Origin of the sequence: Pedobacter sp. Leaf250, from assembly GCF_920984735.1 — a bacterium.
GTDB lineage: Bacteria > Bacteroidota > Bacteroidia > Sphingobacteriales > Sphingobacteriaceae > Pedobacter.
The window spans coordinates 1-25,727 of the sequence record NZ_CAKLBU010000010.1; the positions used below are offsets into that span (position 1 = coordinate 1).

The 25,727-nt window shown below is 37.3% G+C and carries 22 protein-coding genes; 10 read left to right on the forward strand and 12 right to left on the reverse strand.

Annotated elements, in window-relative coordinates:
- Positions 1 to 258: 258 nt before the first annotated feature.
- From LUA91_RS10590 to LUA91_RS10605, 4 genes are all read right to left on the reverse strand, one after another.
- Positions 259 to 1,665 carry a TolC family protein gene (locus tag LUA91_RS10590; protein WP_231426017.1) on the reverse strand — a complete coding sequence of 469 codons (1,407 nt, stop codon included), beginning with the start codon at positions 1,663 to 1,665 and terminating at the stop codon, positions 259 to 261.
- Complete coding sequence (locus tag LUA91_RS10595) at positions 1,652 to 4,846, reverse strand: efflux RND transporter permease subunit (RefSeq protein ID WP_231426018.1); 3,195 nt, start codon at positions 4,844 to 4,846, stop codon at positions 1,652 to 1,654. The genes LUA91_RS10590 and LUA91_RS10595 overlap by 14 nt, the downstream gene beginning before the upstream one ends.
- Before the next feature lie 273 nt (positions 4,847 to 5,119).
- Positions 5,120 to 6,316: an efflux RND transporter periplasmic adaptor subunit gene (locus tag LUA91_RS10600; protein ID WP_231426019.1), complete on the reverse strand. Its 1,197-nt coding sequence runs from the start codon at positions 6,314 to 6,316 to the stop codon at positions 5,120 to 5,122.
- A gap of 71 nt (positions 6,317 to 6,387) precedes the next feature.
- Complete coding sequence (locus tag LUA91_RS10605) at positions 6,388 to 6,993, reverse strand: TetR/AcrR family transcriptional regulator (RefSeq protein WP_231426020.1); 606 nt, start codon at positions 6,991 to 6,993, stop codon at positions 6,388 to 6,390.
- Between the two features lie 903 nt (positions 6,994 to 7,896).
- On the opposite strand from LUA91_RS10605, the gene LUA91_RS10610 reads away from it, so the two are divergent.
- Positions 7,897 to 8,331, forward strand: coding sequence for a GNAT family N-acetyltransferase (locus LUA91_RS10610; protein ID WP_231426021.1), 435 nt, complete (start codon positions 7,897 to 7,899; stop codon positions 8,329 to 8,331).
- Positions 8,332 to 8,406: 75 nt separating this feature from the next.
- Here LUA91_RS10610 and trpA read toward each other — a convergent pair whose 3' ends face one another.
- From trpA to trpD, 4 genes are all read right to left on the reverse strand, one after another.
- Positions 8,407 to 9,174, reverse strand: a complete 768-nt coding sequence (gene trpA / locus LUA91_RS10615; protein WP_231426022.1) for a tryptophan synthase subunit alpha — start codon at positions 9,172 to 9,174, stop codon at positions 8,407 to 8,409.
- 129 nt (positions 9,175 to 9,303) lie between these two features.
- Positions 9,304 to 10,485: a tryptophan synthase subunit beta gene (trpB, locus tag LUA91_RS10620; RefSeq protein WP_231426023.1), complete on the reverse strand. Its 1,182-nt coding sequence runs from the start codon at positions 10,483 to 10,485 to the stop codon at positions 9,304 to 9,306.
- 184 nt (positions 10,486 to 10,669) lie between these two features.
- Positions 10,670 to 11,302, reverse strand: a complete 633-nt coding sequence (locus LUA91_RS10625) for a phosphoribosylanthranilate isomerase (protein WP_231426024.1) — start codon at positions 11,300 to 11,302, stop codon at positions 10,670 to 10,672.
- The gene (gene trpD, locus LUA91_RS10630) at positions 11,302 to 12,288 is read right to left on the reverse strand and encodes an anthranilate phosphoribosyltransferase (protein WP_231426025.1); all 987 of its coding nucleotides are present in this window, start codon (positions 12,286 to 12,288) and stop codon (positions 11,302 to 11,304) included. Before trpD ends, LUA91_RS10625 begins: the two co-directional genes overlap by 1 nt.
- A gap of 311 nt (positions 12,289 to 12,599) precedes the next feature.
- Here trpD and LUA91_RS10635 point away from each other — a divergent pair, with 311 nt between their 5' ends.
- Positions 12,600 to 13,538, forward strand: coding sequence for an ion channel (locus LUA91_RS10635; protein WP_231426026.1), 939 nt, complete (start codon positions 12,600 to 12,602; stop codon positions 13,536 to 13,538).
- A gap of 14 nt (positions 13,539 to 13,552) precedes the next feature.
- On the opposite strand, the gene LUA91_RS10640 is transcribed toward LUA91_RS10635, so the two are convergent.
- Positions 13,553 to 13,786, reverse strand: a complete 234-nt coding sequence (locus LUA91_RS10640) for a hypothetical protein (RefSeq protein WP_231426027.1) — start codon at positions 13,784 to 13,786, stop codon at positions 13,553 to 13,555.
- Positions 13,787 to 13,962: 176 nt separating this feature from the next.
- On the opposite strand from LUA91_RS10640, the gene LUA91_RS10645 reads away from it, so the two are divergent.
- The 3 genes from LUA91_RS10645 (at position 13,963) to LUA91_RS10655 (ending at position 17,227) form a co-directional block, all read left to right on the forward strand.
- The gene (locus LUA91_RS10645; RefSeq protein WP_231426028.1) at positions 13,963 to 14,325 is read left to right on the forward strand and encodes a hypothetical protein; all 363 of its coding nucleotides are present in this window, start codon (positions 13,963 to 13,965) and stop codon (positions 14,323 to 14,325) included.
- Between the two features lie 407 nt (positions 14,326 to 14,732).
- Positions 14,733 to 16,121, forward strand: coding sequence for an arginine decarboxylase (locus LUA91_RS10650; RefSeq protein WP_056850254.1), 1,389 nt, complete (start codon positions 14,733 to 14,735; stop codon positions 16,119 to 16,121).
- A 209-nt stretch (positions 16,122 to 16,330) separates the two neighbouring features.
- Positions 16,331 to 17,227 carry a DUF72 domain-containing protein gene (locus tag LUA91_RS10655; protein WP_231426029.1) on the forward strand — a complete coding sequence of 299 codons (897 nt, stop codon included), beginning with the start codon at positions 16,331 to 16,333 and terminating at the stop codon, positions 17,225 to 17,227.
- Positions 17,228 to 17,261: 34 nt separating this feature from the next.
- Here LUA91_RS10655 and LUA91_RS10660 read toward each other — a convergent pair whose 3' ends face one another.
- Positions 17,262 to 17,759, reverse strand: a complete 498-nt coding sequence (locus LUA91_RS10660; protein WP_231426030.1) for a DUF1579 domain-containing protein — start codon at positions 17,757 to 17,759, stop codon at positions 17,262 to 17,264.
- 75 nt (positions 17,760 to 17,834) lie between these two features.
- On the opposite strand from LUA91_RS10660, the gene LUA91_RS10665 reads away from it, so the two are divergent.
- The 5 genes from LUA91_RS10665 (at position 17,835) to LUA91_RS10685 (ending at position 24,579) form a co-directional block, all read left to right on the forward strand.
- The gene (locus LUA91_RS10665) at positions 17,835 to 18,548 is read left to right on the forward strand and encodes a 3'-5' exonuclease (RefSeq protein WP_231426031.1); all 714 of its coding nucleotides are present in this window, start codon (positions 17,835 to 17,837) and stop codon (positions 18,546 to 18,548) included.
- Complete coding sequence (locus LUA91_RS10670) at positions 18,548 to 20,251, forward strand: ABC transporter ATP-binding protein (protein ID WP_231426032.1); 1,704 nt, start codon at positions 18,548 to 18,550, stop codon at positions 20,249 to 20,251. Before LUA91_RS10665 ends, LUA91_RS10670 begins: the two co-directional genes overlap by 1 nt.
- 2 nt (positions 20,252 to 20,253) lie before the next feature.
- A complete protein-coding gene (locus LUA91_RS10675; protein ID WP_231426033.1) occupies positions 20,254 to 21,291 on the forward strand; it encodes an exo-alpha-sialidase in 1,038 nt (345 codons plus the stop codon).
- 135 nt (positions 21,292 to 21,426) lie between these two features.
- Positions 21,427 to 23,559: a ribonuclease R gene (gene rnr / locus LUA91_RS10680; RefSeq protein ID WP_231426034.1), complete on the forward strand. Its 2,133-nt coding sequence runs from the start codon at positions 21,427 to 21,429 to the stop codon at positions 23,557 to 23,559.
- A 45-nt stretch (positions 23,560 to 23,604) separates the two neighbouring features.
- Positions 23,605 to 24,579 carry a polyprenyl synthetase family protein gene (locus LUA91_RS10685; RefSeq protein WP_231426035.1) on the forward strand — a complete coding sequence of 325 codons (975 nt, stop codon included), beginning with the start codon at positions 23,605 to 23,607 and terminating at the stop codon, positions 24,577 to 24,579.
- Between the two features lie 229 nt (positions 24,580 to 24,808).
- Here the strand turns inward: LUA91_RS10685 and rpmA are convergent, their stop codons facing one another.
- Positions 24,809 to 25,219, reverse strand: coding sequence for a 50S ribosomal protein L27 (rpmA, locus tag LUA91_RS10690; protein WP_231426036.1), 411 nt, complete (start codon positions 25,217 to 25,219; stop codon positions 24,809 to 24,811).
- 51 nt (positions 25,220 to 25,270) lie between these two features.
- On the reverse strand, positions 25,271 to 25,582 hold the full coding sequence (rplU, locus tag LUA91_RS10695; protein WP_010601215.1) for a 50S ribosomal protein L21: 312 nt from the start codon (positions 25,580 to 25,582) through the stop codon (positions 25,271 to 25,273).
- Positions 25,583 to 25,727 lie beyond the last annotated feature (145 nt).

Here is a 25,727-nt window from a genome sequence, read left to right on the forward strand (position 1 = left end):
CAGCCTATGACAACCAGTATTTACTAAAAGAGAATAGCGTACAGACACAAATTGCATAAGTACGCTATACAGGCTAGTTCTGGACTGCCTTAGAATAACAAAAGTATGAAAATTAATATTTCATTTGCAAATCAACACAGAATCTTACATGTTTAAAACCTAATCTAAGAGAGCAACTTTCATTGAATTCGGAAAATATTGAGCTGAGGTTTTCATCATCCTTCCATCGGGAAATTGCCCGCATAGCGGATAATCATACTAATTCCAGCCCCCTCCTAAACTCCTGTATAAACCAACCACTGCATTCAGTTGCTCGGTTTTAATTGCAGTTAACTCCAGTTCGCTTTGCAATAAATTCCCCTGAGCAGTAATCACCTCTAAATAATTTGCCATGCCGCTCTTAAATAATAAACTTGCATTTTTCGAAGCCTGCTGCAAAGTTTGCGCCCTCTTTTCTGCAATGCTGTATTGCGTTTTCAGCTTCTCAACTTTAGTTAACTCATCGGAAACCTCGCCTACAGCATTAATTACCGATTGACGGAATTGAATAACTGTTTTCTCTCTATCAATTTTTGCCAACTCCAAATTAGATTTCAGCTGTCCTCTTTGAAAGATCGGTTGGGTAATTCCACCCGAAACCAAACCAAATAAAGAGGCTGGCATACTGAACCAATTGCTGGCCTTGAACGAATTTACACCGCCACTAGCCGTAATAATCAGAGAAGGATACAAACTGGCTTTCGCCACACCAACTTTAGCATTTGCTACATTTAAAGCCAGTTCTGCAGATTTAATATCTGGCCTGCGGCTGAGCAAAGCGGATGGAAAACCTGCATTCAAATCTTGCGGTATAGCCATTTTATCCAAACGGCTGGTGCGATTGATCGATTGAGGCAATGTACCGATTAAAACACTTAAAGCATTTTCCTGCAGGGTTACATTTTGCTCCAGTCGAGGAATCAGTTGTGCCGCATTTAGCTGCTGTGCTTCTGCCTGCTGAATGGCTAGCGAAGTAACCTGACCGGCATCAAACTGTAAATGGATAATCCTCAATGTACTATCATTAAGCTTTAGGTTTTTCTTAGCAATTTCCAGTTGAGCATCTAACATCAAAAGATTATAATAACCTTGCGCAACGTTTGCCACCAACCGGGTTTGAACTGCCTTGCGGGCTTCTTCTGTTTGCAAAAAACTGGCTAAAGCGCCAGCTTTCTGATTGCGTATTTTACCCCAGATATCGGCTTCCCAAAACACACCAAGGTTAGCACTGTAATCTTCAATATGCGTGGAGCCTGTAAACTGGTTCAGGCTCAAACCATTTAAACTATTGTCAGAAGGGCGACTAGAACTGGCCGCAACCTGCAACTTCAATTCAGGTAAATAACCCAGTTTCGATTGTTTAAATAAAACCTCCGCAGCATCAATATTTTTCAATGCAATTTGCATGTCGTAATTTTTAAGCAATGCAGTGTCAATTAAATGCTGAACCGTAAGGTCGTTGATAAAATTCTTCAAAGGCAAATCGCCTATGCTCGAAGAATCTTTTTGTATGGCATTTCTAAATAATCCTGGCGCAACATTTGGCAAGGATAAATCTTTCGAAACCGAACATCCGCTCCAGATTAAGGCAAGAAGCAGGATGGCAATAATATTAAACCGTTTCATATATTTCTTGATTGATAAGCTTTTCCTCGTGATGAGAAGAAACCTCATGTGAATTTTTAGAGAACTTTTCTTGTAGTGCCTGGAAGATGACAAACAGTACCGGAATGATAAATAAGCCCAGAATTACTCCAGAAACCATTCCTCCTGCAGCACCAATACTAATCGAATGGTTACCTTGAGCCGATGGACCTGTAGCGCCCATCATCGGAATTAAACCTACAATGAAAGCCAGGGATGTCATGATAATCGGACGCAACCTCGATTTCGAAGCTTCCAAAGCCGATGAAACCAAAGGTTCACCTGCTCGTCGTCGCTGTACCGCAAACTCCACAATTAGGATGGCATTTTTAGCTAACAAACCGATAAGCATAATCAGGGCTACCTGAACATAAATATTATTCTGAATTCCTGTTAAACCGATGGCAACGAATACACCAAATATTCCCGCAGGGATGGATAAAATAACTGCCAGTGGCAGGATATAACTTTCATATTGTGCCGATAACAGGAAGTAAATGAACACCAAACACAACAGGAAGATTACAGTAGATTGGCCACCCGAAGAAATTTCTTCACGGGTTTGACCCGAAAATTCATAGCTGTAACCTGCAGGCAATTGTTTTTCTGCCACTTCTTCAATTGCTTTAATCGCCTGGCCTGAACTAAAGCCGGGTTTAGGAATCGCATTGATGGAAATGGAATTGAACAAATTATATCTGGATGCCGTTTCTGAACCATAAATGCGGCTTAACTTCACCAAAGTATTCAATGGAACCATTTCGCCACGGTTGCTTTTTACAAAAACACGGTCGATGGATGACGGGTCTGCCCTATCCTGCACATCAGCCTGAACAACCACACGGTAATATTTACCAAAACGATTGAAATCTGAAGCCTGTGCACTACCAAAATAAGTCTGCATCGTTTGCAGAATGTCTTTCACATTCACACCCAATTGGTCAGCTTTTTCATCATTGATATCCAATTGTAACTGCGGATAATCTGCTTTGAAACTGGTAAAGGCCACGGCAATTTCCGGACGTTTCATCAGCTCGCCGATAAATTGTTGAGAAATACCGCTGAATTTATCCAGCTTACCACCTGTTTTATCCTGCAACACCATATCCAAAGCTTCCACATTACTAAATCCCGGTACCGTTGGAAAACTAAACACGAAGAAACTACCGCCAGAAATGGCACCTAATTTTCCACGCACCTGATTCATAATTTCCTCAATGTTTTTCACGGCACCGCGTTCTTCATTCGGCTTAAGTAAAACAAAAACCACAGCTGAAGATGGACTGGTAGAATTCGTCAATAAGTTGAAACCCGATATCGCAGTTACATCTCTCGAGGCATCAAGTTTACTTAATAAAGTTTCAGCTTCGGTCATTACTTTTTGTGTTCCATCCAGCGATGTTCCCGATGGCGTGTTTACCGCAATGGCGATAAAACCTTGATCTTCCGTTGGGATAAAGCCTGCTGGAGTAGTTTTTACCATGAAAACAGTGGCCAAAGTAATTAATACCAAACCAGCCATGCTCAACCATTTATGGCGTACCAAAAATTTTAATCCGCCAACATAGCGGTTAGTTAAGGAGTTGAAACTATGGTTAAATCCATTGAAGAAGCGTTGCTTAAAGTTTGGTTTCTCCTCTGGTTTTCCATGAGAATTGGAATGATTATCTTTTAAAAACAACGCTGCAAGTGCCGGACTCAAAGTCAAAGCATTAACCGCTGAAATTACAATCGCAATGGCCATGGTAAAGGCAAACTGACGATAGAAAACCCCTGTCGAGCCCTCCATAAATCCAACGGGTAAAAACACCGCCGCCATAACCAGGGTGATGGAAATAATCGCACCGGTAATTTCATGCATCGCCTCGTGGGTAGCTGCTTTCGGACCTAAATGTTTGTGCTCCATCTTGGCATGCACCGCCTCAACCACCACAATTGCATCATCCACCACAATACCAATCGCCAGAATTAAAGCAAATAAGGTTAGTAAGTTGATCGAGAATCCAAACAACTGCATAAAGAAAAATGTACCCAAAATAGCTACCGGAACGGCAATCGCCGGAATTAATGTCGACCTGAAATCCTGCAGGAACAAGAACACCACGATGAAAACCAGAATAAAAGCTTCAACCAATGTATGCTCAACTTGTTCAATCGATTGGTCTAAAGAAACTTTTGTACTGTAGAAAATATTCTTTTTAATGCCCGCCGGGAAAGTCTTCTCTTGCTTTTCCATTAGCTTATTAATCGCCACCTGGATATCATTCGAATTGGAACCTGCCAACTGAATAATACCAATTACAATGGCTTTCTTACCGTTGATACGGGTAATACTGTTATAAGAATAGGCACCAAGTTCAATTCTTGCAACATCTTTCAGATGCAAGATTGAACCGTCGGCATTGGAGCGTATAGCAATATTTTCATATTCTTCGGGTTTGGTTAGCTTGCCTTTATATTTAATTACATATTCAAAAACTTCTTTGCTTTTCTCTCCGAATTTACCCGGAGCAGCCTCCAAACTTTTATCCTGAATGGCCCGCATAATTTCGTTTGGCGTAACCTGATAAGTAGCCATCTGCGTAGGGTTTAACCACACACGCATCGAATAATCTTTTACACCACCAAAAATAGCCGCCGAACCCACGCCCGAAATACGCTTGATTTCAGGAATAATATTGATTTGCGCATAATTGGCTACAAAAGTCTGATCGTATTTCGATTCATCATCAGTATACATGCCAATTGCCATGATGAAACTATTTTGTTGTTTCGCCGTGGTTACCCCTTGCTGTACCACTTCTGCCGGCAGCTGACTGGTTGCTTGCGCCACACGGTTTTGAACGTTAACCGCAGCCTGGTCGGCATTTGTACCTAATTTGAAGAACACTGTAATGGCTAATGAACCATCATTACTGGCAGTAGAACTCATGTAAGTCATGTTTTCTACTCCATTTATCGATTCTTCGAGTGATGGTGCTACCGAACGTAAAACTGTTTCGGCATTCGCTCCGGGATAAACAGCCGTTACCAAAACCGATGGCGGCGCAATATCTGGAAACTGTTGCAAAGGCAACTTAGTAAGACCAAGTACACCCAATATCACCAATAAAATGGAGATTACGGTAGCCAGTACAGGTCTTTGTATAAATATCTTAAACATTATTTCTATTAATTTATTTTCTCTTTTTTACTTTAAGCTGTAGTCTTTCAACATTTTACGATCTAAGGCACCTGAGAATAGCTTTGTTTTTAGCGTTAACGTTTTCGCTCTAGCCTTTGAACTTTCAACCTCGAACTTCCGACTTCGAACCTCCGACTATTTGAACTTTTGACTTTTAACTTTAGACTTTCAACTTCTAACTTCTAACTTCCGACTTCGGACCTCCGACTATTTGAACTTTTAACTTTTGACTTTCAACTTTCAACTCCCTAACTACTTTCTTAAATTCGCTGCTTTATCAGTGGCTTTCTCCGGCGTAATCACTTGTCCTTCCTGTAAACGGTCTAAGCCGCTTAAAACAATTTGATCGCCTGATTTTACACCATCTTTAACCAGGTAGTTGTTTCCGCTTTTACCTACAACTGTAATGGGCATTTTACTCACCTTGTTGCCTTTATTCAATGCGAAAACGAAAACTTTATCCTGCATTTCAACAGTTGCCGATTGCGGAATTAAAATCGCATCATCATGTTTTAAACCCAGACGAAGTTTACCTGTATTTCCCGAACGTAAGGTTCCGCTGGCATTGGGAAAACTAGCCCTGAGGGTAATGGCACCGGTATTTTTATCGAACTGACCATCAATCATATCAATTTTACCTTTAATCGGATAGATGGATTGATCAGCCAAAACCAGTTCAACTGCAGGAAGATGTTTAATTCTATCCGCAGGACTTTTACCTGGATAATTTGCATTAAAACTGTTGAAATCATTTTCTGCCAAAGCGAAATACACATGCACCTCGTGGATGTCAGATAATTGCGTTAATGCGATTTGATCAGTCGGCGAAACCAAACTTCCCTGTTTCTTTGGAATACGACCGATATAACCACTCACTGTTGCTTTAACATTCGTGTAACCTAGATTAATTTGTGCCGATGCAACACTTGCTTTTGCCTGCTCTGCATTAGCCTGAGCGATTTTGTAAGCAGTTTTTGCAGTCTTCAGTTGAAATTCAGAAACAACCTTGTTTTGAACCAAAGGTGTTAGCTTATCAACCTCCAATTGAGCGTTAAGTATTGCGGCTTCGGCAGCATGTAAACTTGCCTTTGCATTATTCAAAGCCTCGCGAAAAGGATTTTCATTGATTTTAAAGAGTGTTTGTCCTGCTGATACATAAGCACCCTCGTTAACTAAAACACTTTGCAAGTAACCACTTACCTGCGGGCGAACATCAATATCTACAGCACCTTGGATTGCTGCCGGATATTCTATAAATGTAGTTTCTGTGCTTTCATTAACCAGGCTCACAGGCAAAACCGGTGGCGGTGGCGCAGCAGCAGATTGGTCTGGAGCTGATTTACAGCTAACCAGTATAACGGATAAAACTGAAACAATTAATACTGTCTTAACCTGGTTAAACCGTTTAACACTGTTAAGTAAAATAAACAAACGATGGATGGCATTCATATGATCTAAAATTATAGTGGATTTATAGTGTATAAATAATCTAACAGTGTTAAATTATCGGGTAAAAAAAATTAACTGTTAATGGATAATGTAATGCCTTTAATGGCATCTTTTAAAATTTGTTGGTTTAGTTCGTCTGTTGTTCTGCCGTTAGGGCGCACCAGATTGATGGAAATTAAGCCATGAATAATCGACCAGTAGGTGTAATATTTCATGCAGATATCATTTTCAGAAACTGGTTTTTTAGTAAATAACGATTCAATCACATCTCCCAGCATAGCCGAAACCTGTTCAGCTTCTTGCATGGAGTTTTTAACCGTACAACAAACCATGTCTACACCATACATCAATTGATAAAATTCTTTATGCGAAAAGGCGAAGTTCCAATACGCAACCCACATGGCCTCCATTTTATTTTCAGCAGATTCATGTTTGTCGCGAGCTTCTCGAATATCTTTACCCAAAATCTGATAACCTCTTCTGGTTAATTCAAGCAGAATACCCTCTTTGTTGGAGAAATATTCATAAATAATAGGTGCGGTGTATTCAATCTGGTCTGCAATTTTACGCATACTCAAAGCTTGCCACCCTTCAGTTTGAACAATGTTCAAGGCTGCATCCAGAATACTGGTTCTGGTTTCTTCTTTTAGTCGTAAAATTCTTTCTTTACTTCCCATCACGGAATTTATTAAGTGTAAATAATCTAACACCGTTAAGCAAATGTAGAACCATTTCAGAAACTGACAATCATTGAATTGTCAAATAGATTTTGTTAAATCGAAAAGTAACGTTAAAAGTATTTAAACCCACATTTATTCTCCAATATTTTATAATAGATTTTTTGTAGCTCACTGAATTCATTGACAAGCCGACATTTTTTATTTTTTGGAAAGCAGTGCCTGTAGTCATTTTGAAACATCAGTCCCGCTCTTCATTACAATCTTTTTGGAATATCACTACATCAATTATCGTCACTACGATGAGGAACGACGAAGCAATCTCCTTCACCAGAGCTACAAAAAGTATTTTCATTGCGGTCGGGTTTAGAAAACTTGGGTAAGTGCATTAACATACAAACCACCTCTAACACCTCAAAGTTTTTTAAGCACTCCACAATTCCCCTCTTTCAGAGAGGTGCCCGCAGGCGTGGTGTTTAATATAGGCTGTCTTCAAGATGGTCGTAATTTATAATGGTGCGCAACTTATATTAATTTTACATCGGTAACAGAACTGCGAAATCTTTTAAACTGTACCTACTAATTTAAAAGATTTAGCTTCGCTGAGCACTTCGTGGTTCTCCGCTTCGGTCGAAAAGACGAAATATTAACAACCTATCCGCCTTTCCAAATTGTCTTTCCATCCAACTAAGCCTTACCACTCTATCTCCGTTTCGCCAAAATCCGGCCTAACAAATTTTTGGGGATGCACTATCCACGCCAAAGTAGAAACTTCAAAACAAAAATTTTCAGCCGGTGTTTTTTGTTTCTTTTTGACATCAAAAAAAAAGGCCCGTCCGGCCAGGACAAAAAACATTCATTCTCCCTTAGCGTAAATCCTTAGCCAAAGCAATATATTCGCTAATGATTTACCGCGAAGCCAAAACAACCGACATCCCTCAAATTCAAATTGTAAGACACACTGTAAAAGAAAATACCTTATCCAACCCGGCATTAGTTACCGATGCGAACTGCGAAGAGTTTATTACGCAACGCGGTAAAGGCTGGGTTTGTGAAGTCGAGGGAGAAATTGTTGGTTTTTCTATTGTAGATTTGAAAGAAAACAACGTTTGGGCGCTTTTCCTACGACCAGAATTTGAAAACAAAGGCATCGGAAAAGAACTACATCAATTAACGATGGATTGGTACTTCAGTAAAACAAAACAAGCCGTTTGGCTCGGTACAGCTCCCAATACAAAAGCAGAAAGGTTTTACGAATTACAAGGCTGGAAAAAAGTAGGAATGGTAAATAAAGGCGAAGTGAAATTTGAAATGACTTATGAAGATTGGGTGAGATAACGCTACTCGTCATTGCGAGGCACGAAGCAATCTCAACTGATAGATTGCTCGTGCATCGCAATAATGGAAATACGCTTACCCCTTAAACTTCTGCATAAAACCACTTACACTTTCCTCGATATTCCCATCCTCAATTGCTTTAACAAAAGCAGTTCCAATGATGGCACCGTTTGCGTAAGAACAAGCTTTATCAAAAGTTTGTTTATCACTAATCCCAAAACCAATCATTGTTGGGTTTGTAAGATTCATGTTTTTAATCCTGCTGAAATAAGTTTCTGTCGTATCACCAACCTCAAGGTTTTTTCCTGTTGTTGCTGATGACGAAAGCAGATATATAAATCCATTAGTTAATCCATCAATTTTATGAATACGTTCATCGGCTGTTTGTGGAGTGATTAAGAACACATTACTTAGGTTGTGTTCCTCAAAGCAACCTTTATAAAATTCTTCATATTCTACCATAGGCAAATCAGGAACGATGCAGCCATCTACGCCAACCTCAGCACAGGCTTTACAGAAATTTTCTACACCAAATTGCAAAACAGGGTTCACATAACCCATCAGTAAAACTGGAATAGTAACTTTTTTACGCAGGTCTTTCAATTGTTCAAAAAGCAGTTTCAAGGTCATACCTTGATCTAACGATTTCTTGCTGCTCGCCTGAATTACAGGACCATCTGCAACAGGATCTGAATATGGGAAACCAATCTCCAGCATATCAGCACCAGATTTTTCTAAAGCTTCTGCAATTTGTATCGTGTCGCCGATATTTGGATAACCAGCAGTGTAGTAAATTGATAATATATTTTTCTTCTCTTGGAAGAGTTGTTTGATTCTGTTCATAAACTTAATCTTTCCGTCAGTGCGAGGTACAGTTTATCCCGATTTCGGGAAAGCAATCCTACAACAATAGCGAGGTTTATAATCATAAAACATTAGGATTGCTTCATGCTTCGCAATAACGATCTATCTTTATAATTTGAAATATTTTATATAAGTATCTAAATCCTTGTCGCCTCTACCAGAAAGGCAAACCACCACATTCTCGCCACCTTCAAATTCCATTTTCTCCAGATAAGCCAATGCATGTGCACTTTCTATTGCCGGGATAATCCCCTCCAGCTGGGTAAGTAACAAGCCCGCATCCAAACTTTCTTCATCGGTTATAGAAACATATTGACCACGACCGGATTTAAATAAATGTGCGTGTTGAGGACCTATACCAGGATAATCCAGCCCCGCAGAAACCGAATGCGGTTCTACTACTTGTCCGTCTTCCGTTTGCATTAAAATACTTCTGCTTCCATGCAAAACGCCTTCTTTACCAAGATAAGTTGTTGCAGCAGAAAATCCGCTTGAAACGCCTTTGCCAGCAGCTTCGACAGCTATTAGTTTTACGTTTTCATCATCCATAAAATGATAAAACATGCCCATAGCGTTACTTCCGCCACCAACGCAAGCTAAAACATAATCAGGCTGGTCGTTACCGGTTTGTTCAATTAATTGCTTTTTAGTCTCTTCGGAAATAATCGATTGAAAAATCGCTACCATATCAGGATAAGGATGCGGACCCACCACCGAGCCGATAATATAATGCGTATCAACCGGATTGTTAATCCAGTCACGCATCGCCTCATTAGTGGCATCTTTTAAAGTTTTACTTCCCGAACTTGCAGGCACCACCTTTGCACCTAACATTTTCATGCGGGCAACGTTTGGCGCTTGTCGTTCTATATCCACTTCACCCATGTAAATTACGCACTCCAGATTACGCAAAGCACAAACGGTAGCTGTTGCAACACCATGCTGCCCTGCCCCCGTTTCGGCGATGATTCTTTTTTTGCCTAACTTTTCAGCAAGTAAAATCTGCCCGATGGTATTGTTGATCTTATGAGCTCCGGTATGGTTTAAATCTTCCCTTTTAAGGAAAATGTTAGCACCATATCTTTCAGATAATCTTTTAGCCAAATACAATGGCGATGGGCGACCAACATAATCTTTTAGTAACTGATGAAATTCTTTCTGAAAATCGGCATCATCAATAATGTTCAAATAGTTTTGACGCAATTCTTCTACGTTTGGATAAAGCATTTCTGGGATATATGCTCCACCAAAATCTCCGTAATATCCCTTTTCGTTTACTTTGTATTTCATAATATTTTTTATCAATCCGTCGGTTGAAACCGATTTTAGTTTTCCATGATTGAAATCATAGTCTTTGTCTCAGTTTTATAAGTCGTCATTTCGACCGGAGTGGAGAAATCTTTGTAATTGACATAAACTTTGTTCAAAGATTTCTCCATTACGCTACGCTACAGTCGAAATGACGAATAATCGATTACTTTATTGCTATTTTAAACTCTCTAATCTTTTCCACATCCTTAACTCCAGCCTCAATTTCAAACCTGCTGTTAATATCCAACGCATATAATCTCTTGTCTTCTATCCCAGCTATCGCTGTTGCGTGTTCCAAATCAATTCCACCGCTTAAAAAGTAAGGCTTATTTAATTTATAACTCTCCAAAATTTTCCAATCAAAAGTCCTTCCTGAGCCTCCATGCGTCTTTGTTTTGGTATCAAATAAAAAGTAATCAACAACGGCAGCATAATTATTTAGTACCGCAAAGTCAAAGTTCTCATCCACACCAAATGCTTTTATGACTTCAACACCGCTAAATGTACTTTTCAATGCTATACAGTATTCCACCGACTCACTTCCATGTAACTGAACAGCTTTTAACTGATATAGATTTACTTTTTTCTTAACAGTTTCCAAATCCTCATCAACAAAAACGCCAACGGTTTTAACTTCTGATGGGATATATTTAATTAATTCTGCAGAAACATCACTTATAAGTCTTGGCGATTTCTCGTAAAATATGAAACCCAAATAATCAGGTTGCAAGCTGGCCACTGCAGCAATATTTGCAGCGAATTTCAGTCCGCAAACCTTTAATTTTACACTTCTCATTATGCAACTAACTTTTTAAAGCTTTCTAAAGCTTTTTTGTTTGTCAATGATTCTTCAGCCTCATAGAAACAGTCTGCAAAACTTGCCATTGGTTTTATGGTTTTAATCGCCAATGCAGAATTGCAAAGCACTACATTATTTTGAACATCAGTAGCATCTCCATTTAAAACATCCATAAATATTTTGGCAGAGGATTCTACCGTATCGCCGCCCTTAATATCATTGATGGAAACCTTTTCAAAACCCATATCAGTTAGAGTTAAAATACTTTCACCTTTATTATTGAAAGTTTTCACATCACAGGTAAGAGAGATTTCATCGTAACCCTCAAGAGCATGCACAATAGTGTAATTTTTGGTCGTATCCTGATATAAATAATTGTATAAACGAGCCAATTCAAGACTGAAAACGCCAACCATTTGATATTTCGGTTGGGATGGATTAACCATTGGCCCCAACATATTGAAGAATGTTTTAATGCCCAAATCCTTGCGTATTGGTGCTACAATTTTCATTGCAGGATTAAATAATGGTGCATGTAAAAAGCAAATTCCGGCATTATCAAGATTTCTTTTCAAAACATCCTGATCGTTAGTAAAATTATAACCCAGATATTCCATCACATTAGATGATCCGCAACCTGAAGAAACACCATAATTACCATGTTTGGCCACTTTATGTCCTGCACCTGCCACTACGAATGAAGATAGTGTAGAGATATTAAATGTATCTTTTCCATCTCCGCCTGTCCCGCAAAGGTCGATTAATTCGAAGTCAGAAAAGTCTGCTTTAATCCCTAAATCTAACATCGCATCGCGGAAACCCTGCAACTCATCAACTGTGATGTTGCGCATGGCATAAGCCGTTATAAATGCAGCAATTTGCGATGAATTGAATTCGCCCTGCGTAATAGAAATGAGGATATTTTTTGCCTCTTCCCTGCTAAAACTTTTATTTTCAAATAAATGGTTTAATATCTTTTTCATTTTCCTTTTGTTTTAACCACAGATTCAAACAGATTTGTCTTCAATTTTATCTGTTCATCCTTCCCATCTGTGGTTAATTATTTGCTAATGCTAATAAGGGGTTGTTTAAAAATGTGCAATAAAAAAAAGGATTGCTTTTTGGGCAATCCTTTTCATCGTTTATAAAATATTTTAAAATATATAACAACAGAATTTGCCTAACGAATTTCGTTATGCCACCACCAATTGTTATTTAAGTTTTTAATTATCATGTTTGTACAGAACAAATATTGATATACTTTTTTATAATTCCAAAATCTTTCTAATAATTTATGGCTTTTTTTAAGAGAAAAGTACAGTTTAACGATGATTTAGGTTTCAGTTCCGCTCCGGTGCTCAAAAATCAGCGGGTTTTAAATACCGACGGAACACCAAACATAGAACGAACCGGCTTGCCATGGTTTAAGTTTGATGATACTTATACCCGATTGGTGACCATGAGTTGGCCAAGGTTTTTTCTTGTTATCCTGATTACTTACCTTATTGTAAATACGCTGTTTGCCGTAGCTTATAATGTGATTGGAATTGAAAATTTAGATGGCGCCAAAGGCACAACACTTAGAGATCAGTTTTTTGATGCTTTCTTTTTTTCTGCTCAAACCATTTCTACCGTAGGTTATGGACACATTTCGCCACAAGGTTTCATTACCAGTATTCTGGCCGCTTTCGAAAGTATGTTGGGTTTGTTAGCATTTGCATTGGCGACCGGATTACTTTATGGACGTTTTAGCCGCCCAACATCTAAAGTTACTTTCAGTAAAAAAATGGTTATTGCGCCTTATCAAGGTCGCACAGGCTTAATGTGCCGTCTGGCAAATTTGAGGAAAAACTCATTAATAGATGTAGAAGCGCAAATGTTCATGACATTTAACGAAACTGTTGATGGCAAACTCAAACGAAGTTTTTATCCTTTAGAATTGGAACGCAGTAAGATCAGTTTTCTTTCTTTAAATTGGACATTAGTGCATCCGATTAATGAGGACAGTCCTATTTTTGAGAAAACTTTAGGCGAACTAAAAGTTGCTGAGGTGGAGATTTTCGTTATTTTAAGGGCGTTTGATGATACTTTCGCACAAACCATTCATACCAGAACGAGTTACCAAGATGAAGACATAGAATGGAATGCTAAATTTAAAATCATGCATTACCATAATGAAGCCGGCAAAACCGTTATGGATTTTAGCCTTTTCGACCATACAGAAAAACAGTGATTGATTAATTAGCTTTACCAGACTGGTGGCGCATAAAAATTTTGCAGGTTTTCGCAATCATAACCAAATTTGGTTAATAACGATACAGCATCGCCAATTTTGTCCACGCTAGAATCTATTCTTAAAATTTTATCAGCATCCAATAAATCAACACTCCAGGTTGCGCCAGAAAGTAAGTTATTTAAATGTTTAGCGATTTTATTTAGCTCTACTCCTGTTTGAATATTGGTTTTAAAAATCGAGATCATAGGGAAATTTATTAATAGTTTATTTAGGGTTTCTGTAGTGAAGACGAATGAGAATTGAAATTACTTTAAATAAAAATAAATTAATTTAAATTGCCTGATATCCAATTATTTATAACTTGCTTTGAAATAAATGTAGCGTACAACGGAAAGCCAGCGTTTCTTTGATAAACTTAAATATGAAATCTAAATTTATCTCATTGAAAACATTTGCTTCTGTAATTTCTATTGTTACGTTGCTTACATTTTTTAGTGCCTGCAAAAAAGATCAATTGAGTATTGATGGTGAAAAACAATTTTCGGAGGTGGGCCACAAGGCAGACCCTTTAAACCCATTTGATGGTGGCTGGGGCTTAACCTTGAAACCAGATGGTGTAGCAGATATTACTCCTGGAGGAGATATCGTATACAGGGGTACTTATAAAATTAGTGGTAAAAATTTATCGGTAACAACCGACCAAGTCAAATTTAAATTTGAAATCTTATCGCAAACCGAAATCAAAGAAAAACAATATGGTACATTATTGAGGCTTAATCCTTAATCGGTTTTTGGGTGAGCAAACGCCATGATGAGCAGAGAATTAGGTAATCTAAACCCGATCGTAGTGAACACGAAACCCAATTTCTTCAATCGGGTGAGTAAAACGGAGAGCGGGACTAACATATAATTAATACACAGGTTTTGCTTTCCAAATCAATTAAATTCTTAAAATGATTTAAGCGATTTATGTAGAACCCAGCCATATCATTCGAGAAATTTGCGATCGATAAAAGAATCAAAATTCTCCATAAAGTAAATAATTTAAACACATTTTAGTCGCTACTGTTTAAAAATGTAACATGAGAATATACTGCGCAGAGCTAATGCGTTTCTGTACAGTAAAAATATTTTTAATAAAGATTAATTCTCGATTTAAAATTACATTTTTGCAAAAATTATTTAAAGTAAATGCAGAGTTACTCCGAATTTCTCGATCTAAGCGTTGGCTTTCCACAGGAAGGCTTTGATGTAATAGATGATGAATTATATTTTCAGGATTTAAACCTGATGGAAATGATTGAAACTTATGGTACTCCATTGCGTTTCACGTACTTACCAATGGTTACAAAGAAAATTCAACAAGCGAAAATTCTTTTCCAAACTGCCATTTTAAAGAACAACTACCGCGGCGATTATAAATATTGTTATTGTACAAAAAGTTCGCATTTCCGTCATATTGTTGAAGAAGCGTTGAAAAATAATATCCACCTGGAAACTTCTTCGGCTTTTGATATGCCAATGGTTGATGCGCTGGAGAAAAAAGGGCACTTAACTAAAGATACCACCATTATTTGCAACGGTTTTAAAACCTACCAATACAAGCAATATATTATTGATATGTTGCATGATGGTTATACCAATATTATTCCTGTATTGGATAATAAAGAGGAATTTAATCTTTTTGATGATGAAGTGGATATTGATACACCATGTAATTTAGGAATCCGTATTGCTGCAGAAGAACAGCCTGATTCGCAGTTTTATACTTCGCGTTTGGGTGTTCGTATGGAAGATATTATTGACTTTTACAACAATAAAATTGTTCATAACCCTAATTTCCGTGTTAAATTATTACACTTTTTTATTAATTCCGGAATTACCGATTCGCCATATTACTGGAATGAGCTGGAGAAATACGTAACGCTTTATTGTAAGTTCAAAAAAATTAATCCTGATTTAGATACCCTGGATATTGGTGGTGGTATGCCATTTAAAGATTCTTTGGTTTTCGATTTCGATTACGAGTACATGGTAAACGAAATTGTGAAAAGGATTAAGGAAATTTGTGCTATCCACGATGTTATGGAACCAGATATTATTACTGAATTTGGTAAATATACGGTTGCTGAAGCTTCGGGAATATTATACAAAGTGCTAGGTCGTAAACAACAAAACGACCGAGAACGTTGGTTAATGTTAGATGGATCATTTATCACCAATTTACCTGATGTTTGGGCGTTGAACCAGAAATACATTTTATTACCAATAAACAATTGGGATGCTGAATACGAGCGTGTAAACTTAGGTGGTATTACTTGCGATGGTCAGGATTATTACAATCAGGAAGCGCACATGAACAGTGTATTTATGCCAAAAACGCGTAAAGTACAATATTTAGGTTTCTTCCACACGGGTGCTTATCAGGAGGTTTTAAGTGGCTACGGAGGTATTCATCATTGCTTGTTGCCAAGTCCGAAACATGTTTTAATTCGCAGAAACCGCGATGAAAGCTTTAATTTTGAGGTTTTTGGCGAGGAACAAAATAGTAAGCAAGTTTTGAAGATATTGGGTTACTAGATAACCGCAAAGGACACAAAGTTTTTCGCAAAGAGCGCTAAGTTGATACTTGGCGCTTTTTTTATATAATCGTCATTGCAAGGCACGAAGCAATCTTAAGGCTGTATCATGAAATTTAATCCTATCGATTAATGAGATTGCTTCGTTCCTCGCAATGACGGAAATTATAGTTTCTTTGCTAACTTAGCGTTTAGTTAAATAACTTCATTATGCAATTCGGTAAAGTAGACGACCCATCAATTATAGATTATACCCTTCCTGCTGATGCGCCTGAAACGGTAGCAATTCTCAAAGCAAATAAACCAAATCAGGATTTTAAAGCTTATGTTGGTTGTGCCAAATGGAACAAAGCCGATTTGAAAGGCTTTTATCCAAAAGGAACAAAAGATGAGTTGACTTATTATTCTACACAGTTTAATTCAATTGAACTAAATGCTACTTTCTACGGAATGCCGAGCAGTGAACAGGTTATTACCTGGACACAGAAAACTCCCGCTGATTTCAAATTTTTTCCAAAATTAACCAATACCATCAGTCACTTTAAAAGACTGATTAATGTTAAAGAGCCTGTTGAGCAATATTGCGATGCCATCAGTAATTTTGAGGACAAGTTAGGAATGGCATTTCTTCAGCTGCATGATAATTTTAAACCGAAAGATTTCGAACGACTTAAAATTGTTATCCAAGAGTTTCCAAAAGTAATTCCATTAGGCATTGAAGTAAGAAATTCGGAATGGTTTTCAAATCCTGCAATTGCTAAAGAATTTGAAAAATTATTTGAAGAACATGGTATGACCAATATCATTGTAGATACATCTGCCCGCAGAGATATGTTGCACATGCGATTAACAACACCTACAGCTTTTATTCGTTTCGTGGGTGCAAATGATGATGTGATCGACAAGAAGCGTTTAGATGATTGGATTGAGAGAATTGTGGAATGGAAAAAACAAGGACTCGAAAATTTATATTTTTTCGTACATCAGAATGTAGAACTTTCATCTCCATTATTTTCAGCCTATTTTACCGAAAAATTAAATAAGGCTGTTGGAACAGATTTAAAGATTCCAATAATGGCAACTCAAAATCCACCATCACTATTCTAGTTTAAAAACCTTGCAGGTTTTAAAGTCTGCAAGGTTAAATTCTTTTATAAATGGCTTCTATAGCTTTTGCTTCTTCTTCGCCTGGCATAATATTGTAAGCTGTAAATACAATCTCATTTTCATTAACGATTTCCAATTCAGTGCGCCAGCCAAACAGTTGATCGCCATATTCAGGATTTCCCCATGAGCCTAATATAGAAAAGCCTTTCTCTGTTGCTTCGCCAGTTGCCTGCATAATCTGTGTACCCATGTGGAAACTGTCAATCCAACTAAAAGTAAATTTTTGGTAAGGGATATCGAAACCAATAATCATTTTTCCTGTTAAGGGTTTACCATTTAAATTGCTATTATAATCGTATGAAATGAAACGCCCATCTAAAATCGAGGTAATTTCAGCTTCTGTAGCAGATTCATCAGCCAGAACATCCTTCGCAAACCAAGTTTTAGCAGTGCCCTTCCAATTGCCAACTAAATTTGTTATCTTTTGATGAGCGCCATCTTCTAAAGACTGCTCAAATTTACCTTTTGCCATACTCAAACTTAAAAAATAAAATCTGCAATGAAAACTGATCATTGACAACTGTAAATTAATTTACTATCTTGTTTTATGCTAAAAACGCTGGATCTTAGTCAGGTAATTGTGCTGGATATTGAAACTGTTCCTCAATACGCAAATTTCGAAGATGTTCCGCCCCATTTACAGTCACTTTGGGAACAGAAAACCCATTACCAAAGAAAACCAGATCAAGGTGCCGATGAGTTTTACGAGCGTGCAGGTATTTTAGCAGAATTTGGAAAGATTATTTGCATCAGTTTAGGAATCTTCAGTTATAATAATAAAACCTATTCGCTACGGCTTAAATCTTTTTTTGGCCACGATGAATATGAAATTTTACGCCAATTTACTTCCTTAATAAATAAACAAGTGCCCAGTTTAATGTTTTGTGCACACAATGGAAAAGAGTTTGATTATCCTTATATCTGTAGAAGGTTACTGGTTAATAGACTTGAAATTCCCTCTCAACTGGATATTTCTGGCAAAAAGCCTTGGGAAGTTAATCATATAGATACGATGGAAATGTGGAAATTTGGAGACTATAAACATTTCACATCGTTGAATTTATTAGCCGCTATTTTAAATATTCCGACTCCGAAAGATGATATTGATGGCAGCCAGGTAAGGCAGGTTTATTATGAAGAGCAAAACTTAGAACGAATTGTAACTTATTGTCAAAAGGATGTGGTTACCACTGCTCAAGTACTTTTAAAATTTAAAGGGATGGATATTATTTCACCAGAAAACATTACCATTGTATCCTGATGCTAAACGTTGAAAACTTAACTATCGATTTCTATAATCGAGACGAAAAAACCTGGTTTAAAGCTGTAAAAACCATCAGTTTTAATGTAAAAAAAGGAACTGTTTTAGGTATTGTTGGCGAATCGGGTTCGGGCAAATCGGTTACCTCATTTTCCATTATGCGTTTGCATGATGAAAGATCAGCAAAAATTACCGGAGATATTGATTTTGAAGACATCAGTTTACCCAACTTAAGTTCTAACGAAATTCGTCAGATCAGAGGCAACCAAATCTCCATGATTTTTCAGGAACCGATGACTTCTTTAAATCCTGTTTTTACCTGCGGAGAGCAAGTTGCCGAAGCAATAATCCTGCATCAGAAAGTCGATAAAAAAACAGCTAAAGAAAGGTCAATCGAGCTTTTTAATGAGGTTCAACTTCCGCGTCCAGAGAAAATATTTGACAGCTACCCACACCAAATTTCCGGCGGACAAAAGCAAAGGGTAATGATTGCAATGGCTTTGAGCTGCAATCCAAAGCTATTAATTGCCGATGAGCCGACAACTGCTTTGGATGTTACCGTTCAAAAAACGATTCTTCAATTGCTTTTGAAATTAAAAGAAGAGCGGCAGATGGCCATGATTTTTATCTCACACGATTTGGGTGTGGTAAATGAAATTGCTGATGAAGTCGCCGTGATGTACAAGGGAGAAATTGTTGAGCAAGGCCCTTCGAAATCGATATTTGAAAATCCACAACATCCTTATACCAAAGGCTTATTGGCTTGTCGCCCCTCGCCTAGTTTGCAATTGAAAAAATTACCTGTAGTCGCTGATTTTTTGACAGGAGAAATTGATAATGCGAATGCGCATCTGAAGGCATCAAATCAGTTAACAGAAGAAGAAATTACCTCTCGAAGAACAATGCTTTATGCACAAAAGCCATTACTTCAAGTTAAGAATTTATGTACCTATTACCCAATTAACAATGGATTATTTGGGAAAACAGCAGATTACGTAAGAGCAGTTGACCAGATTAATTTTGAAGTTTTTCCCGGGGAGACTTTGGGTTTGGTTGGTGAATCTGGCTGTGGTAAAACAACGCTTGGTAGAACAATTTTACGGTTAATCGAACCAACATCTGGCAGCATTATTTTCAACGGACAAGATATTACAAATATTAACAGAACTGAATTAAGGAAATTGAGGAAGGATATTCAAATCGTTTTTCAGGATCCATATGCTTCTTTAAATCCTAAACTAAATATTGGACAATCTATACTGGAACCGCTTCAAGTTCATAAACTCTTCAAAAACGATGCGGAAAGAAAACAGAAAGTGTTGGAATTATTAATTAAAGTTGGTTTAAAGGAAGAACATTATAACCGCTATCCACATGAATTTAGCGGCGGGCAACGCCAGCGTGTAGTTATTGCAAGGGCTTTAGCTTTAGAACCTAAATTTATCATTTGTGATGAATCTGTTTCCGCTTTGGATGTTTCCGTACAGGCACAGGTTTTAAATCTTATCAAAGATCTTCAACGAGAATTTGGTTTAACTTATATTTTTATTTCACACGATTTAGCAGTTGTAAAGCATATATCTGATCGGATTTTGGTGATGAATAAAGGAAAAATTGAAGAAGAGGGATTTCCGGAACAAATTTTCTATGCACCAAAAGCCGCATACACTAAAAAGTTAATTGAGGCCATTCCAGGAAATTAATTATGAAATCATTTACGTTCGTTTTCATTATTAGCTTTTTTCTCTTTTCCAAAATTGCAACTGCTCAAAAAATCGAAATCATTCAGTCTGCTTATATTTTTGATAAAGCCCCTTTTGCCGCTTGTCATGCATCCTCTTTGGTTGAATTAAAAGATGGAAGTATTATGGCAAGTTGGTTTGGCGGTAAATATGAAGGAAGTAAAGACGTTGTAATTTGGTCGGCAATTAAAAAAAACAATAAGTGGAGCCCACCAACAGAAATAGCCAATGGAATTAAGCAAGATACTGTTCAATATCCATGTTGGAATCCTGTTCTTTTTCGCACGCAAAATGGAGTTTTGTTTCTTCATTATAAAGTTGGAAAAAATCCAAGAGAATGGTGGGCTGAATTTAAAACCTCAATTGATGATGGAAAAACATGGTCAAAAGCTGAAAAATTAAAAGATGGATTTTTAGGTCCGATTAAAAATAAACCTGTTCAATTGCCAAACGGAACCATACTTTATCCTTCTAGTACCGAAAGTTTAGATGAAAAAATTTGGAATATCCATCTCGAAAAATCAGATTCACACGGTAAAAAATGGACAAAAATCAATATAGATTGCGATACTTTTGGAGTAATTCAACCCTCGATTTTAACCTATCCAAATGGAAAGCTTCAGCTATTATGCAGAAGCAGACAGAATGTTATTGTAGAAAGCTGGTCAACTGATAATGGAGAGCATTGGTCAAAATTAGCCCCAACAAACTTGCCAAATCCAAATTCTGGAAGTGATGCTGTCACTTTGCAAAACGGCAGTCAACTTTTAATTTATAATCCCTTAATTGCTGGGAAAAACTGGTGGGACGGACGCTCTGTTCTAAAGCTGGCGATTTCCAAAGATGGTAAAAATTGGAATGATATTTATACGCTGGAAAATCACGAAAAAGGAGAATACAGTTATCCAGCCATTATACAGGCCAAAAATGGAAATGTGCATTTAAGCTATACGGCAGAGCGGAAAAATATAAAATATGTTGAGTTAAAAATATTAGAATAAATAAGAATCTATTCTGTTCGGGCTAACATTTTTCTGTTAAATTATTCCTTTCCGTCATCCAGCAACCATATTCCCGCTTCCATCTTTCCATCCTTTACATCTTTTCTGTATCTTCGATAAATTCAGTTTTAACATATGGCAAAGAAGAAATCGGGTAATATAAAATTGGTTCTGAATCAATTGGTTAGTGATGTATTTGAAAAAAACAACAATCAGCTCCTTAATTATAAACAGGTTTCGGCCAAGTTAAATCTGAATGACCAGGAATCAAGAGAAACTATTCTCGAAATATTAAAGGATGGAAAGAATGCTGGAATCTATCTTGAACCTGAAAAAGGAAAATTTAAACTGAAAGAACTTCAAAACTTTATTATTGGAACGGTTGATATGACCGCAGATGGTTCAGCTTATATTGTTCCGCAGGATGAATTTGAAAAAGACGTTTTCGTTGCTCCACGTAAACTAAAGAACGCACTCCATGGCGATACCGTTAAAGCTTATGTTTTTGCGAAGAAAAGCGGCCGCAAAAATGATGGCGAAGTTGTTGAAATTATTAAAAGAGCCAAGTCAGATTTTACGGGCGTAATTAAAATATCCGATCGTTTTGCATTTGTTATTGCTGATGATAAAAAAATGATGCACGATATTTTTGTTCCTTTGGCCGATACACTGGAAGCAAAAAACGGTCAGCGGGTATTGGTAACCTTATCTGATTGGCCTGAAAGCGCTAAAAATCCAATTGGTGTTGTAAAACACGTACTGGGTAACCAGGGTGAGAACAATACAGAAATGAACGCCATTCTGGCGCAATATGGTTTTCCCTTAGAATTCCCGCCACAGGTAGAACGAGAAGCAAATGCCATTCCTGAAGAAATTTCGGCTGAGGAAATTGCTAAACGTAAAGATTTTAGAAATATATTAACATTTACCATCGATCCGGCTGATGCGAAAGATTTTGATGACGCCATTTCCTATCAAAAACTTCCAAATGGAAACCATGAAATTGGTGTACACATTGCTGATGTTTCTCATTACGTGATCCAGGGAACAGATTTAGATAAAGAAGCTTACAGTCGTGCAACTTCAGTTTATCTGGTCGATCGTGTGATTCCGATGTTGCCAGAACGATTGAGTAACGGCGTTTGTTCACTTCGTCCGCATGAAGATAAATTGTGTTTCGCCGCGGTTTTTGAGTTAGATGAACAGGCAAATATCCAATCTGAATGGTATGGTAGAACAGTAATCCATTCTGACAGAAGATTCAGCTATGAAGAGGCGCAGGAAGTGATCGAGAATAAAGAAGGCGACTACGCAAAAGAAATATTGAAACTAAATGAATTGGCTTACATCTTACGCGATCGTAAATTTAAAAATGGCGCCATCAGTTTCGAAAGTACTGAAGTAAAATTTAAACTCGATGAATCAGGCAAACCAATTGGTGTTTATGTAAAAGAACGCAAAGATGCCCACAAACTGATTGAAGATTATATGCTTTTGGCCAATAGGAAAGTAGCAGAATTCGTAGCGAAGAAACAAAAAGGCGAAAAGAAATTAACGTTCGTTTACCGAGTTCACGATTCTCCAAATATGGAAACGCTGAATACTTTTGCAACATTCGCATCACGGTTTGGTTATAAAATCAATACCAAATCCGATAAGGAAATTGCAAAATCGCTAAACCATTTAATGGCCGATGTAGAAGGTAAAAAGGAACAAAACATTTTGACCTCTTTGGCCATTCGTTCAATGGCAAAAGCCATTTATTCCACCAAAAAAACCAGTCACTACGGTTTAGCATTTGAATATTATACCCACTTTACCTCTCCTATTCGTCGTTATCCCGACGTAATGGCTCACCGACTTTTGCAAACATATTTAGATGGAGGCAAATCTGCTGATGCAGAATTTTACGAGGTAGCTTGCGCACATTCTTCGGCCATGGAAAAACGTGCTGCCGATGCCGAAAGAGCATCGATTAAATATAAACAAGCCGAATATCTGGAAGAAAACATCGGTACTGAATACAAAGGAATTATTTCTGGCGTTACCGAATGGGGAATGTATGTAGAAATTGAAGAAAATAAATGCGAAGGCATGATACGCCTGCGTGATATATCTGATGATTTTTATGTTTTGGATGAAAAGAACTACTGCATTGTAGGACAAAGAAAAAAGAAAAAGTATCAACTTGGAGATGAAGTGATGATCCGTGTAAAGAAAGTTGATCTTTCTAAACGTCAGATTGATTTTACACTTATTCCTGATTAAAAATTAAGACATTTGTGCCATTACAACACAATGTTTACGCAAAGCATGCATACTACAGAACAATTACAACAAATTCTAGATACAGCAATACAAAATTTAAAGTTTCCTGATCAGCCTAAACAGCTTTACGATCCGATAACTTATATTATCAACCTGGGTGGCAAACGTGTTCGTCCGCTTTTAGTTTTAATGGCTACCGAATTATTCGGTAAAGACGCTCACGATTCGATTCATGCTGCCATGGCCATTGAAGTGTTTCACAACTTTACGCTGGTACATGATGACATTATGGATAATGCCCCCTTGCGTAGAGGAAAAGCAACCGTACACGAAAAATGGAGTACCAATACCGCCATTTTAAGTGGAGATGTAATGATGGTAGAGGCAAACAAAAACCTCGCTAAAGTAAATCCTATTTTCCTTAAAGACGTTTTAGATACCTTTAACGCCACAGCTCAAGGCGTTTGTGAAGGGCAGCAACTCGACATGGAATTCGAAAATCGTGATGATGTGAGTATTGAAGAATACATCAACATGATTAGATTGAAAACTGCAGTTCTTTTGGGTGGAGCTTTAAAATTAGGTGCAATCATCGCAGGCGCTTCAGAAAAAGATGCTGATCTGATTTATAAATTCGGAGAAAACATCGGTATTGCTTTTCAATTGCAGGATGATATTTTAGACGTTTACGCAGACCCTGAAAAATTTGGCAAACAAGTAGGTGGAGACATTATTGCCAATAAGAAAACATTCTTGCTTTTAAAAGCCTTCGAACTGGCCGAAGGAGATATAAAAGAATCTTTAGATACCTGGACCAGCTATAAAGATTTCGATATTAAGGAAAAGGTTGAAACAGTACGATCTGTTTATGATACACTTGATGTTCAGAATATTGCTAAAGAAAGCATGAACAAATATTTAGGTAACGCTTTGAATTTATTTGCCCAAATCAATGCAAGCGATGAACAAAAAAACAATCTGTTAACGCTTACCAATCAGTTAATGGCTAGAGAATATTAAAATTTATAAATTCTCATTGCAATCCACGAAGAAAAGTTGGAAAAATTATCTCATTAAGATTGCTTCGTACCTCGCAATGACGGTATAACAATGAAGCCAATGCTTGCGCATTGGCTTCATTTTTTCTTGACAAGTTCCGAAATACGTTAACTCACTAGCTTACTAATTACAGAAAAACAAAAAAAGTCCTGATTTTCATCAGGACTTTTCAAATATCAGTTGATACTAATTATTCTGCAACTGCAGCTTCTTCAGTAGCTTCGTCTTTTTTAACAGCTTTTTTCGCTGGTGCTTTTTTAGCTGGAGCTTCTGCAACAACTTCTTTAGCTTCTGCTTCTTTTTTAGCAGCTGGTTTCTTAGCTAATGCTTCTTCAATTTCAGCATCAGAGATAGGAAGAACAGATACATAAGATTTATTATCTTGTTTCTTTCTAAAAACGACAGTACCATCAATCAAAGCAAATAATGTATGATCTTTTCCTAAACCAACATTTTTATCTGGATGGTGTTTTGTACCACGTTGACGTACTAAAATGTTTCCAGCGATAGCTAACTGACCACCGAAAATTTTAATACCTAAACGCTTACTATGCGATTCACGTCCGTTTTTCGAACTACCGGCTCCTTTTTTGTGTGCCATGATTTTATATTTTGTAACTCGCTAAAAGCGAATTATTGGGTTAACAATTAATTATAACGTGATATCAGAGATCTGAATCTTTGTGAAAAACTGGCGGTGACCATTTTTCTTTTTGTAACCTTTTCTACGTTTCTTGTGGAAAACGATTACTTTATCACCTTTTAAATGAGATACGATAGTAGCTGAAACTTTAGCACCTTTAACTGCAGGAGCTCCTACAGTGATTGCACCACCATTATCAACCAACAATACATTATCAAATTCAATACTAGCGCCTTCATCTCCTTGCAATCTGTGTACAAAAAGGTGCTGGTCTTTAGCAACTTTAAATTGCTGCCCTGCTATATTTACTATTGCGTACATTGTTTAAATATTAGTTTTTTAATTTTTATTTAACGAGGTGCAAATATAGAACAAATTCAATTAACACACAAACACATATCGAAAATATTTTTATGATAATCAGGATTTAAAATATTTAAGAATCTGCGCTAATCATTTTTTATGA